Here is a 16,075-nt window from a genome sequence, read left to right as displayed (position 1 = left end):
TCTGACGCGCTTCCTCAGAAGGTGAACCCGACCTGTACCAGCCCTTTGGTATGCCGATCGTAGGCCGTCGCGCCGCTGTTGGTTCCATAGGTATGCGCCGCTTGCGCCTTCAGAACCAGCAGGCTGCCGCCGCCGATGTCATAGGTCGCGTAATAGCCGACGCCGAGATCATTCACGCCGGTATAGCTGCGTTGCGTCGTCGTATAGGAGCCGTTCTCCAGCCAGACGCCGCCGATATCGGTGAAGACGCCCAGCGCATGGCGATAATTCTCAATCTGCGGCAGCGCATATTTCAATTCCGGCGTCACGATATAGCCGCTGTCGCCGGCGAGGCCTTCGTCGAAGGAGCGCACGCCCCAGAAGCCACCGAGGCTGAATTGCTCGCTGGTATCGAGATTGCCGTAGAGCGCCTTTTGCGCGCGAAGATAGGTCGAGAAGGACAGATGTTCGTCGAGCGCCACGGTCGCATTGACCGAGAGATTGATGCGATAGAAATTGCCGACCGTATCGACGCCGGCGCGGTTCTGAATCTTCTGCGTGACGTCGAGATAATTCACATAGCCCGAGGTGAAGGAGAGCGTCGAGCTCGTCGCCAGCGGCAGGCCGAAGAATTCCTGCGCCGTGTCGCGCGTCACGCCGAGCGTGCCGAGCGCTATGTTGCGATTGGCGGTCGATGTATCCGCTATTTTGTCGTTCAGCCATTTATGCGTGAAGTTCGCAAAGAGCGAGATGCTCTCCTCACGCTGACGGATCAGCGCATAGCTCAGCGTTCCAGTGATCGCATAGGCGCTGCCGGTGGCGTCGAGATCCTTATAGGCCCCGCCGAGCGCATATGTTGTGCGATAAGCGCCGATCTCGGCGCGCAGACCCTCCGGCCCGAGCGGAACCGAATAGGCGACGCGCCCATTGGCGAGTGCGGCGCGCTCGGAGACGATCGCCGAGCCCGACAGTCGATCGCCGAAGCCGAGCGGGGAATTGATGTTGAAGCCGCCGTTCAGACGATCACGGCCCGTGTAGGGCGAGCCGAAATTATCGCCGAGCAGATAGCCTTCGATGCGCTTTCCTTCCGGCACGGCGAATTGAAAGTCAGACGTCTCCCGAGCCTTGCCGGGCGAGATCACGACGCGCGGCACGCCGGCTCCTGGGAGATCGGAGACGAGCAGCAGCGCGCGTTCGAGCGCGTCCTTGTGGATCAGCGCTTCGTCCTCGAGCGCCGTATCGACGACGCCTTGCAGGAAGCCCGTGCCGACGGCGGAGGAGTTTTTGACGAGCACGCTGCCATATTTTCCGACGACGAGCTTGATTTTCAAGGAGCCGCTGCGGGCGTCCTGCGCCGGCACATAGGCCTTGGCGACGAGATAACCCTTGGCGCGATAGAGCAGAGTGACCTTGTCGGCCGCGCCATAAATGTCGCCGAGGGTAAGCTTGCGGCCCTCATAGGGCGCGAGAATCTCTTGCAGCTCGGACTCTTGAACGAGAAGCGGACCCTCGACCACGAAATGCTTGACGAAGAGCGTTTCTTTGCTGGCGAGGGTGAAGCGTGGCTCCGCGATCTGCGGCAGCACGGGCGTCGCTCGCTCGCGTGGCGGCGGCGCCTGACGGGCGTCATCGGCCTCGCGGACGGCGGCGCCGACATTGTAGGGCAGCACGAGCGTGGGAGCGCTCTGCGCGAAGGCCTGGGGCGCGGCGAGAGCGAGGACTTGCGCGGCGGCGCAGGAGAGGAGCAGACGGCGGAAATACATTTGAGGATCGACCTTTCTGGTCCAGGAAATCATTATTGGGCCTTTGGCGCGGACGTATTGTTCTTGCTGTCCGTCCCGAGATCGAAATGCTGGCCGTTGACCTCGATGCTGCGAATACGCGCACGGTAGCCGGCCCCCGGCGAGGACGCATGAACCTTGTGGGTCGCTCGGCTGGCCGTCGTCGAGACGTGAGACGCGCGCACGCGGGCGGCCGGTAGCGGAGTCTGCGACGCCTCGCCACCTTGCATATTATCGTCGATGTCGGCCGAGGAAGCCGCGGCTACCGCCGCTCTGCCTGCCGTGGAGAGCGACGCCTTGGCGCCATTCGAAGACGACGCTCCCGCTTCTCTGGAGACCACATTGCCGGCGCTCGTCGCCGCCTGCCGCGTTTGCGCGAGTTGTGCTGCGGCGGCGGCCCGATCCGCTAACACTTTTCCGATCGTTCCATTGATGTAATAGGGGACGTCCTTGATCTGCGTATTCGTCAATCCGCCGCCCCCGGTAACGGCGCCGGCCGTGCGGCCGTCGGGCGTATTCGTCATCGCCAAGCCGGGGTTGCTTTCGGAGTTGTAAAAGCTGTTCGTGATGGAGCCGGCGAAGGTGCCGCTCGAGTAAGAAACTCCAGAGATTCCTCCGGTCAGGCCCGCAGGACCTCGCACGAGACCCTGGGAATATGAATCCGCGATAGCGCCCGTGTTGCGGCCGGCCACACCACCGGTCCAAGTGCTGGCCCCGGTCCCCGTGACGGCCCCGGAAGCCGATGAGCCAGTGATATTTCCGCTGTTGAAACCGACGAGTCCTCCGGCTTGAATGCCGCTCGTCGTGACATCGCCCGTCGCGTAGGAATTGGTGATGGCGCCGCCGCTGGTTCCGGCCAAGCCCCCGGTCGCGATGGTCCCGCCGGTCACATTGCCCGTCGCATAGGATTTGTCGATGTTGACGGGATTCGTCGATTGGGAGCTGCCGAGCAATCCGCCAGCGTACCATCCAGCCGTCGTCGAGACCTTGCCGGTCGCATAGGAATTGGCGATGGTGCTCACGCCGCCCTTCGCGCCAGTCGAGATATATCCGACGAGGCCTCCGATGGATTCGCCGGTATTTTTGGCCCCAGTGCCGGTCACATCGCCGGTCGCGTAGGACTTCGTGATGAGAACACGCACGCCCGTGCCTGTCACGCTCACCATTCCGATCAATCCGCCGGTTCCGTTGATAAGCGGCGCGTCGTCCGGAAAATTGCTCGTCACATTGCCGGTCGCATAAGTGTTGTCGATAATGACATCGCCGCCTGCGGACTGCGCGCTTCCGCTTATCTGTCCGATCAGTCCGCCGATATTATATCCGCCGCGCACATTGCCGGTCGCGAAAGAATTCGTGACCTTCAATGAATTTGTGCCGACGGTGGTAGCGTAGCCGATGAGGCCGCCATTGCCGCTTCCGGCGTCATTGCCGTTCACATTGCCGGTCGCGTAGGAGTAGTCGATCGTCGTGGCGGTCGCGCCGCCGACCAGCCCTCCGCCTCCCTTGTCCACGTCGCCGGTCGCATGCGAATGCGAGATTGTCGAGCTTGTATTGAAATAGCTCCCGGCGTTTCCCAACAAGCCGCCGCCGCCTCCCGACACTTTTGCGTCCGAATAGGCGTAGATCACGTTGGAGCCCGACACTCCTCCAGCCAGACCGCCACCTGCAACGGCTATCGACCCCGTGCTATAGACTTGAGCGAGCGTCACCAGATTGCCTGTTCCCAACAGCGCTCCCCCTCCGCTGGAAGAGGATGCGCTACTGACGTCGACATTCACGATTCCCACATCGCGAATGGTGGAGGCGCTGCCGTCGGCTCCCGCGCTGCCGATCAGTCCCATGGGATCGGATGACGTGCTCGACGCTTTCAGAGTCAGATTGCCGATGCTGTGGCCGAGACCCGCGAACGTCCCCGAGAATGCGGTGACGACCGAAGACGCGCCGAGATGGGCGGCGCTCCACTGCGAAGCATCGAGATTTGTCGCGAGCGCGAATTTTCCGCTGGCCGTGCCGGTGGCGTCGTCCAACGCAGCGAGCTGGTCCATCGAATGGATGAGCGTGTAGGTCTGCCCATTGATGGCGAGCGAGGCGTTCTCGCTGGCCAGGCTGATCGAGCCGTAGACCCCGCCGCTGGTATCCTTCATAGCGACAGGACTGCCGTTGGCGTCTAGCGTCGCGCCTGCGTAGCTGGCCTTGCTGCGGATGTGATAGTCGCCGCCATAGATCATCGCCAGCGCGCCATGGGCGCCAGACAGCGACACGGCGTCATTGACGTAGATATCCGCGCCCGCATTCAGCATCAGCGCGCCACGATCCGCCGTGGCGGCGACAGGCGCATTGACTTTGATATTATTGGTCGCCGAGAGCGTCAGCGAATTGTTGGACGACCAGCTCACGGCGTCGTTCACAGTGACGCTGCCGCCGATCGCATTGAGGGCGAAATTGCGCGTCGCGAGATTTCCATTGACGAACTGACCGCTGAAAGTCCCACCGGCGCCGACGGTGATGTCCGGCTGGCTCCATGACCAGGAGCCGTTGAGCCCTGTGTTCAGCGCAAAATTGCTTCCCGTGACGACGTTGCCGCCGGCCGTCTCGAGCAGTCCGCCATTGCCGCTCGCCGCAGCGACATTGACGCTGCCGTTGACATTGGTCTTGCCCGCCAGATTGCCGACGATATAGCTGCTCAACCCGTTGTTGGCCGAGCTCAGCGTCAGGCTCAGCGTGTTCGCCGACGCCAGCAGGGCCTTGCCGCCGCGCGCCGTCAGCGTTCCCGATTGATCGACGCCATTATTGCTCGCCAGCGCCGCAAAGCCGCCGTCGACGATGACGATGTCGCCGGCCGCCACCACCGAGCCGGAGCCCTGCGAGGCGACGAAGAGATAATTGCCCGCATTGAAATTGGCGTCGCTGATGCTCAGCGTGCTGGCGACGAGCGCGCCGACATTGACGCTGGAGCCTGCCGTGAACAGCACGCCGGCGGAATTGAGAATGAAGACGCGGCCATTGGCGTTGAGAGCGCCGGCGATCACGCTCTTTTCATTGCCGGTCACGCGATTGAGGACGACGGAGGTCACAGAAGGCTGGACGAAATTGACGGTCTCGCCCGCTGCGATCGAGAAGCGGAACCAGTCGATGATCGCCGAATTCGTCGTTTGCGTGATCGTAGTCGTATTGCCAGACGTCGTAATTGTGGCGGCGCCGCTCGCCACATGATCGAGAGCGAGACTCTGATTGCCGACGACGACCGAGCCGACGCTGCCGACGACAGTGTAATTGGGGTTGTTGACGGTCAGCGCGGTCACGTCGGTGATCGACTGAACGCCCGCGGCGGACCCGGCAATTTTGGCGGAGCCGCCGAGGCTCACCGAATCGCCCGCCACTAAATTCATCGCCGCGAGATTGCTGGCGCCGATGCTGACGGTCCCGTCCGCCGACTTGGTCCCGTAGAGGCTGAGCGCCAAAGGCGTGATATTGGCGGTGGTCGTCAGGGACGCGTTTTGCAAGAGGTAATTGCCGCTGTCGGTCCCTGTCAGCGCCAGCCCGGAAACGGCGACCGTCTTGCCCTGGCCAACATTTTTGTTGGCAAATTGCGCCGTCGAATAAGAGAGGGACAGATTGTCGCCCGCGACCTTGCCGGGCAGCTGATAAGATATCGTGTCGACTGTCGCGCCGTCATAGACCTTGTCCACGCCAGTGGCGGTAGCGCTGATCGGCTTCGGCCCGATTGTCGCCGTGGTCGTGTTCGCGATCGTGTAATTGCTCGCTTTGCCGCCATTGGCGCCGTCCGCCGCGGTATAGGTGACGTTCACCGTCTTGCCGACGGCTGCGTTCTTGTCGACAAAAGCCGCGGACGTATAGGCGACATTCAGCGTCTGATTGCCGATGAGGCCGATGAGGCCGCTGTTCGCTACGCCGCTGTTCAGCGTGGCCGAGGCAGTTCCGTCATAGACCTTGTCCGCGACGACGCCAGAGATCGTCAGAGCTTTCGGATTGACCGTGACCGTGCCCTCGACGTTCTTATAGACCGACGACAAGACGCTCGAGGCGGCCTGCATGCCTGCGTCGACATAGCCATTGTTGGTCGCGACGGTGAAGGGATTGAGGGTCGTCGAGGACACGTCATCCTTCGAAAAGCCCGACCCTCCGCCTCCCTGCAAGCCCAGCACCGACAGCGACAGCGTCTTTATCGTCGAAGTGGCGACGCCATAGGTGGGGATGGCGCTGGTGCTGACGTAGATCGGAAGATTTGCGAGAATGGGATAGCCGGATTTCGAAGCCGCCCAAATGGCCGTGTCGAAACCAGCATAGCTCGCGAAGCTGGGCGCCTGGGCGGCGGTCAGGCTCTTTGCTGCGGAACTGTCGGTCACCGGAGAACCGCTCGAATACCAATAGGCGTTGGTGATCGTGCCGCCCGTGTTGTCGGCGACGAATCCAGATTGCGACGACGCGCCGCCGAGCGAATAGGAGGTCGCATAGGCGCTGCTGATCGTCCCTGAGTTCATATAGGCGAAGCCAGCGCTCCAATTGGACGACGCATTGGTCGCGGTGAGAGACGTCGCATAGGCGTTGGTGATGGTTCCGGTGTTTTGACCGACGAAGCCTGCGAGATGTGGCCCCGCGCTGTAGAAATTGCCGATGGAGGAATATTCGATATAGGAATAGGACTGATCGATGGTTCCAGCATTCTTGCCGACGAATCCGCCCGCGATCGATGTCGTGTCGGCGCTGGACAGTTTTATCTGATTGCCGGCATAGGAGCGAACGATCGTCCCTGCGTTCACCCCGACAAGACCGCCGACGAAGGAGAGATTGGAAACGCCGAAGGCCGTGTTGGTGATGACTTGCGTGTTGCTGCCCGAGTTCATCGCGCGCGCCGAGCTGTCGATGATCGCGCCGCTGGCCTCGTTCGTCCCGACCAAGCCGCCGCCGATGCTCGTTACTGCCACATTGGTCAGCGAATAGCTTTGGGCGATGAGACCCGAATTGACGCCGACGAGGCCGCCGACGCTGTCGATCGTCACAGTTGGATTGGCGGAGGCCCGTGGAATCACGTTGCCGCTGGAAAAGCTGTTGACGACGGAGCCCCGATTGACATTTGCGAGCAGGCCCGCCGCCGCGCTGCTCGTCGTTCCTGCGTTGATGGTCGCCGATGCGACGCCGAAATTGCTGACGAGGCCGCCGGCCCCGATCGTTGCGAACAAGCCCGAGCCGGTCAGCTGGGGCGAGATGACCGTATGACCGAGACCGTTGAAATTCCCGGTGAAGGCGGTGGTCGCCCCGAGCGGCCCGCTCCAATTTCTCGCTCTCAAGCCGCTGAGATCGGCGCCGAGCACATAATTGCCGGCCAGGTCGTTTCTGACGGCGTCCAATCCGGCGACAGTGGTGATGACCGTGTAGTTGGCGCCATTGAGCGTGAACGTCCCGGTGCTGGAAAAATCGAGCCTTCCGGCGAAGACGCCATTGGTCGCGCCCTGATAGGTGTAGAGCCCTTTGGGCGTGCCGTCGGCATTCGTTCCGACGCCATAATTGGCGGCGAAGGAAGCTGTCCCCGTCGCCGTCATCACAGCGTCGATGAACACATTATTCGTCGCGGTCAGCGTCAGTTTGTTGCCTGACCAGCTGACGGCGTCATTGACATAAATATTGCCGTCCGCCCCATGTCCGCTCGTCGACTGGATCGTGACATTGTTCGAAGCGAGCTGGCTCGTCAGCGCCGTCCCGGTGATGTCGCCGCCTATTCCGATCGTAAAGCCGTCGGGATCGATGATCCAGCTTCCTGTCGTCCCGCTGGTCGAGGCGGTCGTCACGACGGCGCTGTCGGCCACCGTCACCTTATTGCCGGAGGTCTCGATCGTTCCGCCGTCGCCGCCCTTGCGCGTCGAGGCGTCGAGCTTGCCGGACACATTCACCGTTCCGCCCGAAGCGAGCAGCTTGATCCTTCCGACCTTCACCGAACCGCCGCTCGACGACGAGCCCCCGGTCAGATCGGCGAGCGTTCGCGCCTTGATGATCCCGCTATTGTTGACCTGAGCCGAGAGCAAATCGTCGGCCGCTTTCGCGGTCAGCACGACTTGGCCGCCATTGGCCTTTATCAGCCCCTTATTTTGGACGAGAGCGTCATAGGTTCCCTTGTCGATCGTCACGTCGACGAGAGCATCGCCGCCGAAATTCAGCGTTATTTGCTCGCCCGAAGCGAGCGCGATGGTCCCGAGCTTCGCCGTGATCGTCCCCTCGTTCGAGACGGTCTTTCCGAGCAGAGCGACATAGCCGCCGTCACTCGCTTTGATCTTGCCCTGATTTACGACGGAGGCGTTCGATGAGCCGGAAAAGACATAGTTCCCGGCCATGAAGTTCGAGTTGGAGATATCGAGCGTCGAGGCGACGAGTCCGCCGACATTCACTTGGGCGTCCTTGCCGAAAAGAATGCCGGCGGAATTGACGAGGAACACGCGCCCATTGGCGTTCAGCGCGCCGGAGATGACGCTCTGCTCATTGCCGACGACACGGTTGAGCGTCACCGACATGGCCGTCGGCTGAAGGAAGTTGACGGTCTCCCCCGCGCCGATGGAGAAGCCCTGCCAATTGATGATAGCGCGATTGGTCGCCTGCGTGACGTTGGTGACGCTGCCGGACGAAGAGATGGTCGCCGCGCCGTCTATGACGACGCCTCCCGTCGGGTTCGCCAGGGCGAAAGTCGGCAAAGCGAGAACCGCCGCGATCGCCGTCATTGTGGAGGCGCTCCGCAACGGGAGCGAGTCGACGTGAGATTTCCGATGGTCGTTCGAGATTACTACGGCCGGGCGCGTTTCGGACTTCTCGATCATGTAGCGGCTCATCACACTAAAACCTTTCGTCCCATATGGCGCCCACGATGGACGAGGAGCCCACAGCAGCGGCTCCCAGCCGGTTCTCACGCGGAATCGCGATCCACGTCAGCGTGTTAGCATTATGTATATCGCTTACATTAAGCGGCCGCGTACGTAGTGCAAAAAAATGGTGCAAATGGGTCAAATATACGGCGTCGTTCGCCGGCGACTCCGATGCGGTCGCTCTCCAGCGTATCATAGCGCGTGACGCGGTCGATGCCTCGTTGGAATTCGTAATCGGATACTATTCAGCGATTTTCCTACGATATCCGAGCCGCTGTGTTTGGCCGGATTCCAGTCTTCCGTCGCGCGCAATGCTTTTCGAAAGGCAGGCATTCGGCCTGATTTCCATTCCCAACGAATAATGGATCGTTGGCGCCCGATCCTTCCAATTGACGAGAACATGTCGTTTTGTGATGTAAAACACATACATTATGCTGGCATTATCCAAGATAAAAGCTGTATCTTCAGGGGAAGCGACACAAGAAATAGGGGCGCTCCCGAAGCCTTTGCAGGCGATGGCCATGACGGCGAACGATGGCAGGAGGGGAACTCGCTTCACCCTCTATCATTTGCTTCGCGCGTTGCTCGCTTTGCACGCGCTTCTGACAACGCCTCTCATTCTCTCGCGCCTCGAGTCGGAAGAGGAAGCTCGATCGACGTACGTCTTCGAGATGAATGGCCTTGCTTCCGACGAGCAGACCGATGAAAAGGTCCAGCAGAACACGGCGGGCCAAGCGCAGCAGGCCATGCAGTCGTAGCCGGCGCCGCCCTGAGAACAAGAGCCCGAGACGGATGAAGGCTCGCCGGTTCGGTCCAATTCGGTCGCTGGTTCGGCCCGAGCGCCTGCTTGTTCGACCCAAGCGGCTGCGAGACCGGAAGCCGAGGGCGCCACGCAGTTGAATATCGAAGAAGGCGCTGCTTCAAGTCGCTCTTTCCGATCCCCGCTTTTGAAATCGCCATCGGACTTCGGTGCGAATTCACTAAAATGAGCTTTTTTCTCCGCCACCGAGCGCCATATAGAGAGCGACAGTGTCGACGAGTCGCTGGGCGTCGGTCTGAATGCGAGAGATCGAGGCGTCGAGATAGACGCGTTGCGCATCGACGACGGCGAGTCGCGACATGGCGCCGTATCGCTGCTGCGAATGAATTTTGTCGAGAAACTTTCTCGACGCGCCTTCGGCGATGCGAGCCTCGCGGACAGCGCGCGCGTCGCCCTGTAAGGCGCGCAAGCAATCCGCGACATTCTGGAATGCATTGACGACTGCAGAGCGATATCGCGCTTCGGCCTGGGCGAGTTCGGCCTCGGCGGCGCGTTGCTTGTTCAGAAGCGTCATTCCGTCGAAGACAGGCTGCGCGACAGTGCCGGCGAGCGTATAGAAACCCGCACCCGGCGCGAAGAGCTGCGCAATCGTAAAGGCGCTGGCGCCGCCATTGGCGGTCAGCACGACATTGGGCAGTCGCGCGGCGACGGCGACGCCGATCTGCGCGCTCGCGGAGTGGACGCTCGCTTCCGCCGCCTTGATGTCCGGACGTTGCGCGACGAGCCGCGAAGGTAGGCTGACCGGAAGATCGCGCGGAAGCGTCAGCTCCGAAAGCTCGAAGGTTTCGGCGATCGCCTGTGACGGGTATCGACCGGTGAGCGCCGCGAGCAGATTGCGCTGCTGCGCGAGACGGCTTTCCAAAGGCGGCAGAGTCTGACGCGCCCGCGCCAAGGCGGACTGCTGCGAAAGAATATCTGTTCCGGCGACGGCGCCATAGGCGAATTGCCGTTCGAGCAGGGCCGAGCGCTCCTCTTCGAGAACGATGACCCGCCGCGTGGCCGCGATCTGGCCGCGCAGCGACGCCTCCTCGATCGCCGCCTCGGCGACATTGGCCGCCAGCGTCAGATAGGCCGCCTGCTTTTGCCAGCTCTGGATCTCTCGCCGGGCCTCCAACGACTCGACGGCGCGTCGATTGGCTCCCCAAATGTCGGGCGCGTAGCTGATCTGCATCTGCTTGGTGAAAAAGGAATAGGCCTGCTGCGTCACGCTCGTGCTCGTGGAGTCGCCCGAGGCGAGCGTATAATTCGAGCTCGAATTCAGACTCGCCTGCGGCAGGAGCGCGCCCTTCGCCGCGTCGGCATCGTATCGAGCGACGCGGATCGCCGCCTCGGCGGCCTCCAATGTCGGACTGTGGGAAATCGCATCTTCGACGAGGTCATTCAGAGGCTTGGAACGGAAAGCCATCCACCACCGACCTGGAACTTCCGCGCCTTCATGGAACTGTTGGCCGTTCCCGAGTGAGGTTGTCTTCTCCTGTGTGAAGCGCTCGACCGCAGGCGCGACGGGCGCCTCGAAATCGGGGCCGACTGCGCAACCCGCGAGCGACGCAGGAAACAATAAGGCGAGAAACATTCGCGGAAGCGCGTCGTTGGCGCTGCGCCGCCGCATTACGCGCTTTCCTCGGGGGCGGGCAAAGATCGACATAGAGGAACGGGCGCGCTCAATCACGGGCGAGCGCCTCCACAGGGTCGAGCCGCGCCGCGCTGCGCGCCGGAAAATAGCCGAAAATAACGCTCCGAGAGCCCGTAGAGGATGGCGGCAGGACCTTTGAGCAGCTCGATTCCGCTGATATTGGCGAATTGCTTGGAGCCTATGAGATCTGTTGTCTGGGTCCCTGCCAGGGCGCCCATCACGCGAACGCCGTCCTGGTAGAACTCCGTGGTGTTGAAGCCGCGCACAAAAAAGCCGCCGGTCCTTCGGCCATTGGCGTCTGTGGCGATGGTGACGCCGCTGACATTCTGCAGCGCCTCCCTCAACGTCGTCGCCTGCTGATCCTCGAGCGCCTTCTGCGTGATCACCTGCACATTGACCGGCGTCTCCATGACCGGCGTGTCGGTCTTGGTCGCCGTCGACGCGTTCGGCACGACATAGGAGTTCTGCGAGGTGAGGCCCTTGCCCCTGCCGTCCCCGCTCGTCTTCGGCTTCTCCGCCCCGATGTCGATCGCCGGCAGCGCCTCCGCGCCCGCGTCGCTGCGCACCGTATCGTTCTGCGCGAGCGTTATCAGCACGGTGCGGCGATTGTCCGAGAGCTGGTAGATGAGCCGGGTCCCAGCGAGCAGCCGATCGAGCGCTTCCCCCAGCGAATGGCTGCCAGCGAGGCCCGGCGTTCTCAGCCCCTGCGTCAGGCCGGCGGGGAAAGCGACATGCAGGCCGTTCTCGTCGGCGAGATCGTTGAGCGCGGCGGCCACCGAGCCCGCGGGAATGCGATAGCTCCGCACGACGCCGAGCGCGTCCTCGGGCGCGATCGCCGCCTGGGCCGGCGAGCCGGATACGCCCGCCCCCGTGGCGAAGGCGCTCATTGCGAGGGACGCCAGCGCGGACCCCATGAACTCACTCCCTTTCGCGCCGTCCCAGCTCTTCGCGCCCCGCCGGCGAACGATCTTCCGCATCATGGCCACAGCCCCTTCGGTTTCCGGGGCTTCGAGCGGCCCCTCGATTCACCGACGCGGGACTTTTGAAAGTGGGACAAAATTCCGAGGCCGAAATCGACAAAATTCGAACTGTGGTATTTTTGCCTCAGTCACGGAGGGCTTCGCTCATTCGCGGAAGACCGCGACGAAACGACTGAAGAAGGCGAGGCGCAGGCCGAGAGCCGTCTCCAGCGCCTCGAGCGATTGCAGCGGGTCCTGCGTGCCGAAGACGCCGGTGACGGTCCGCGCGCAGATCGCCTCGCTCATGCAGGCGACGAAGCCGTGATGATGGCGGCCGAGCGCGGAGATGACATCCCGCAGCGGCGCGTTCTCGACGATCAGCTTGCCCCGCCGCCAAGCGCCGACCCAGGCGCTCTTCATGGGCTCGGGGCGGGAGGCCGCCGCATCGGCGCGATAGGCGCTGCGCTCGCCTTCGGCGACGACCACATCCGTTCCGCCGCTGGTGACGCGCACGCTGTGCTCGGCGACGGCGACCCGCGCCCCGGAGGCGTCGACCGCGACGTCGAAGGCGGTGCCGAGCGCCCTGATCTCGCCGCCAGCCGCGGCCACGACGAAGGGGCGTCGGACGTCCGGCGCGACCTCGAACCAGGCTTCGCCCGCGATGAGCTCGACGCGCCGCTCGGCGGCGCAGTAGCGCAGGGCGATGGCCGAGCGGGCGTCGAGCTGGACGCGCGAGCCGTCCTCGAGCGCGACGATCCTTGTCTCGCCCGTCCCGGCGTAATGATCCGAGCGCAGGAAAGTGACGAGATCGCCCCAGCCGGCCAGAATGGCGAGGCAGGCGGCGGCGAGCGGCGCGGCGACGGCGAGCCACACGCGCGGACGTGCATAGAACGCCGGCGCCTCGACGGGCGCCGGTAGACCCGCGAGATGGGCGCAGAGCCCATCGATATTGTCATAGGCGGCCGCGTTGGCCGGATTGGCGCGCCATGCCGCGAAGGCGGCCTGCTCCGCCGCGCCGAGCGGGCCTGTGCGTCGGCGCATCCACCAATCGACGGCGGCCTCCCGCCGATGCTCGTGGCTTCTGCCGCTTCTCCGTTTGGTCATTTCGACACGTTTTCTCCAGGAGCTCGATAGATTCGACGCGCGACGCTCGATTTCGGGACATTTTCCGCGACCAAAATCAATCGACGACCGAGCGGCAGCGCAGGATGGCCCGGCGGAGCTGCTTGCGAACGGTGTTTTCGGAAATTCCGAGGCGCCGGGCGATCTCGTCGTGCGACAGATTTTGGTGCAGCGCCAGAATCAGCACTTGCCGGCTCCGGCGCGGGAGCTTCGCCATCGCCGCCTCGAATTGCCGTGATTGCCGTTCGAAGTCGATACGTTCTTCCGGCCGGGTCTCGTCGGCAGGCGCGTCGGCCGCGGCGGCGCCGGCCTCGATCACCGCCTGCTCGCTCTTTCGGCGGCGACTGAGATCGAGCACGAGATTTGATGCGATCCTTTGCAGGAAGGCCGGCGGATCGGCGACCTTGTGGAAAGCCTCGTAGCGGAGCGCGCGCACAAAGGTCTCCTGTAGCAGATCGGAGGCGTCCTCGCGGCCGACCCGACTCCGCAGATATTGAAACAGCACGCGCCTGTTGTGCAGGAAGAGGTCGCGGAACGAAGCTGATTTTTTGTCCGGCATGCAGATTCCAACGGCTTCCCGAATTCCGAAGCGGGATCGCGGATTCGGGGCGTTGCGCCAAGCTCTCGACGGGACGAGAGGCGGACTGTTGGACAGAAGACGCGGCCAGTCCGCGAAAAACGACGCGGCGCGGGGTCGCTAGGGGTCAGGCGATCGGCGGGGCGCGCTGCGACCAGGAGCTGGTCCAGCCCGGCGGCGAAGATATCTCCACGATCGGAGAAACCCCGACCGGAGCGATCGCGAGGGCCGGGAATGAAAGATCTGCGCCCTTCGGGATGAGCGAGAGAACTCCGGTCGGACCGTCGATCTGACCGGCACGGCACGGAATGCAGCAGGAACAAGAAAAATGTGGCCCGGGCGAGCGGCGATGGTCGTCGGCGCCGTCGGGCGCCGCGCAATGACCAAAATCCGCGGAGCCGACCCCGAGGTCGACCGCATGGGACAATGTGGCGGCGCCCATGCCGTGCAGGACAAGAGTCCAAGCCAAGAGGCCCACGATCAATACGCGGGTGTTTCCCCTCAGCCAGAGCGCGAACTTATCCATTTGTCACATGGAATCCCGGGACGCGCCACAGAGTCAAGGTCCGTGGGAGCCAGGTGCCGGCAGACCCGCGAAAAGCCGGTTCTCTGTCGCAGAAGTGCGATACCGCCGAGGACGAGACTTGGCGTAATCTCCAAGGACTCTGGCAACGACCGGATAACGACTGATCCGGGAATGTCGCCTTTCGGCGGGCTCGGACGTTCGCCATTTGGGCAGGTGGAGCCCGGAATGGGTCAAACTTTCACGTTCGTTTACTGTAAGGATGCGGAGGAGCGGACGTTCGAGCCGAGGCGCCTCCGCTATAAGCCGATTGCCTCACCTTTCGCTCCGTAGCAAGCCGATTGCCGCGCCGAACAGACAGAGCGCCGACATGTAATAGAAGGGCGCCATGGGGAGCGCATGCTCTCCGACAAGGAGGGTCATCAAAGGCGGAGTCGTTCCGCCGATGATGGCGTAGGCCGTGTTGTAGGACAAAGCGAATCCCGTGAATCGCAGTTCGGGCGGGAAGCTGCGGATGATCAGATAGGGGGTGAGCGTGATCGTCCCGATCGCGAAACCGCCGATCGCATAGAGATGCAGCGTCCATGCGCCGCCGTTGCCGAGGGAGAAGCCGAGCGCGGCGACAGCCGCCGCCATCGCAGCGCCGCCGATCGCATAGGCTTTCCCGCCGCCGATGATATCCGTCACGCGGCCCACGAAGACGCTGCCGAGGATCAGTAGCGAGATGGACCAGCAGTTGGCGGTGAAGACATCCGCCGCCCGATAGTCGAATTGCGACTGAAGATAGGTGGGCAAATAGAGAAAATAGGTCACGAAGACGCCAGCGAATACCCAGGTCGCGGCCATGGAGACGAGAACCTCGCTCTTGCAGCGCGTGAAGACGAGCGAGATCGGCGGTCGGGCGTCAGCGACACGCCGCTCGCGAAGCGCCTCGAAGACCGGCGTCTCCCGCAAATGCTTCCTCAGATAGACCGAGATCAGGCCGAAGACGCCGCCGAGGATGAAAGGAATGCGCCACCCCCAGGCGACGAGATCATCGGCGCTCAGGCTCGCCGTCAGTATTTTGGCGGTGAGCGCGCCCATCAATATTCCGCAGCAAAGCCCGCCCATCAGCAGCCCGCAGGCGAAGCCCACCCGGGATTTGTGGACATGCTCGGCGCAGAAGATCCATGCGCCAGGCACTTCTCCGCCCACCGACAGCCCTTGCAGCAGCCGGCAGAACAGGAAGAGGAGCGGAGCGGCGAAGCCGATCGTCTGGTAATCGGGCGTCAGGCCGACCAGCAGCGTGGGAAAGGCCATCAGGAAGAGGCCGAGCGCGAACATTCTCTTGCGGCCGACGCGGTCGCCGAAATGCGCGAACACGACGCCGCCGATCGGGCGCACGAGATAGCCGGCGGCGAAAATGCCGAACACCTGGAGCTGCGAGAGCCATTGCGGGCTGTCATGCGGGAAGAAGACCGCGGCGAGGGTCTTGGCGAAGAAAACGCCGACGATGAAATCATAATATTCGAGCGCGCCGCCGAGAGACGCGAGCGCCAGCGTCTTCGCCTGTTCACGAGAGAGACCGCGCAACGCTTCGATTTCGTCGGACGCCAGAGGACGGCTTTGGACTGTCATGGTCTGTTCCGATCAATCGATGTCGCGCGCCGCGCTCGAAGGCTTCGTCGCCGTCACCAGCATATCGACGCTCTCGCGATAATTCGACCGCACATCGGCGAAGCCGAGAGCGCGCATCGTCGACAGAGTCGCCGAAGAATACATGAGGTGATCGGCGGATTCGTCGCTGAAGAGATGCACGATCCAATCCTCGAG

General features: G+C 62.9%; 9 protein-coding genes. 1 reads left to right on the top strand and 8 read right to left on the bottom strand.

Annotated features, from left to right (window positions below; genetic code table 11):
• Window positions 1-14 precede the first annotated feature (14 nt).
• Together VIF40_RS02495 and VIF40_RS02490 are read right to left on the bottom strand one after the other, a co-directional pair.
• Window positions 15-1,742: a ShlB/FhaC/HecB family hemolysin secretion/activation protein gene (locus tag VIF40_RS02495; RefSeq protein ID WP_331935939.1), complete on the bottom strand. Its 1,728-nt coding sequence runs from the start codon at window positions 1,740-1,742 to the stop codon at window positions 15-17.
• Window positions 1,743-1,774: 32 nt separating this feature from the next.
• Window positions 1,775-8,488 (bottom strand): filamentous hemagglutinin N-terminal domain-containing protein, encoded by a 6,714-nt coding sequence (locus tag VIF40_RS02490; protein ID WP_331935938.1) that lies wholly within the window; start codon window positions 8,486-8,488, stop codon window positions 1,775-1,777.
• Window positions 8,489-9,150: 662 nt separating this feature from the next.
• Here VIF40_RS02490 and VIF40_RS02485 point away from each other — a divergent pair.
• Entirely contained in the window at window positions 9,151-9,387 is a 237-nt protein-coding gene (locus VIF40_RS02485) for a hypothetical protein (protein WP_331935937.1), read from the top strand.
• A 222-nt stretch (window positions 9,388-9,609) separates the two neighbouring features.
• On the opposite strand, the gene VIF40_RS02480 is transcribed toward VIF40_RS02485, so the two are convergent.
• The 6 genes from VIF40_RS02480 to VIF40_RS02455 form a co-directional block, all read right to left on the bottom strand.
• Entirely contained in the window at window positions 9,610-11,022 is a 1,413-nt protein-coding gene (locus VIF40_RS02480; protein WP_331935936.1) for an efflux transporter outer membrane subunit, read from the bottom strand.
• A 92-nt stretch (window positions 11,023-11,114) separates the two neighbouring features.
• Window positions 11,115-11,969 carry a TonB-dependent receptor gene (locus VIF40_RS02475; RefSeq protein WP_331935935.1) on the bottom strand — a complete coding sequence of 285 codons (855 nt, stop codon included), beginning with the start codon at window positions 11,967-11,969 and terminating at the stop codon, window positions 11,115-11,117.
• Between the two features lie 237 nt (window positions 11,970-12,206).
• Window positions 12,207-13,145: a FecR family protein gene (locus tag VIF40_RS02470; protein ID WP_331935934.1), complete on the bottom strand. Its 939-nt coding sequence runs from the start codon at window positions 13,143-13,145 to the stop codon at window positions 12,207-12,209.
• A gap of 76 nt (window positions 13,146-13,221) precedes the next feature.
• Window positions 13,222-13,722, bottom strand: coding sequence for an RNA polymerase sigma factor (locus VIF40_RS02465; protein ID WP_331935933.1), 501 nt, complete (start codon window positions 13,720-13,722; stop codon window positions 13,222-13,224).
• A gap of 856 nt (window positions 13,723-14,578) precedes the next feature.
• On the bottom strand, window positions 14,579-15,880 hold the full coding sequence (locus VIF40_RS02460) for an MFS transporter (protein WP_331935932.1): 1,302 nt from the start codon (window positions 15,878-15,880) through the stop codon (window positions 14,579-14,581).
• A gap of 12 nt (window positions 15,881-15,892) precedes the next feature.
• Entirely contained in the window at window positions 15,893-16,060 is a 168-nt protein-coding gene (locus VIF40_RS02455) for a hypothetical protein (protein ID WP_331935931.1), read from the bottom strand.
• Window positions 16,061-16,075 lie beyond the last annotated feature (15 nt).

This window comes from Methylosinus sp., from assembly GCF_036560965.1.
Classification (GTDB): domain Bacteria; phylum Pseudomonadota; class Alphaproteobacteria; order Rhizobiales; family Beijerinckiaceae; genus Methylosinus.
Note: the sequence above shows the minus strand (reverse complement) of the source record. Positions and strands in the feature narration are given on the sequence as shown.

What these genes read in the sequence shown, in the direction of transcription:
- VIF40_RS02495 (WP_331935939.1), bottom strand. Translation starts at nt 1,742, where the DNA reads ATGTATTTCCGCCGTCTGCTCCTCTCCTGCGCCGCCGCGCAAGTCCTC.
- VIF40_RS02490 (WP_331935938.1), bottom strand. Translation starts at nt 8,488, where the DNA reads ATGACGGCGATCGCGGCGGTTCTCGCTTTGCCGACTTTCGCCCTGGCG.
- VIF40_RS02485 (WP_331935937.1), top strand. Translation starts at nt 9,151, where the DNA reads ATGACGGCGAACGATGGCAGGAGGGGAACTCGCTTCACCCTCTATCAT.
- VIF40_RS02480 (WP_331935936.1), bottom strand. Translation starts at nt 11,022, where the DNA reads ATGTTTCTCGCCTTATTGTTTCCTGCGTCGCTCGCGGGTTGCGCAGTC.
- VIF40_RS02475 (WP_331935935.1), bottom strand. Translation starts at nt 11,969, where the DNA reads ATGAGCGCCTTCGCCACGGGGGCGGGCGTATCCGGCTCGCCGGCCCAG.
- VIF40_RS02470 (WP_331935934.1), bottom strand. Translation starts at nt 13,145, where the DNA reads ATGACCAAACGGAGAAGCGGCAGAAGCCACGAGCATCGGCGGGAGGCC.
- VIF40_RS02465 (WP_331935933.1), bottom strand. Translation starts at nt 13,722, where the DNA reads ATGCCGGACAAAAAATCAGCTTCGTTCCGCGACCTCTTCCTGCACAAC.
- VIF40_RS02460 (WP_331935932.1), bottom strand. Translation starts at nt 15,880, where the DNA reads ATGACAGTCCAAAGCCGTCCTCTGGCGTCCGACGAAATCGAAGCGTTG.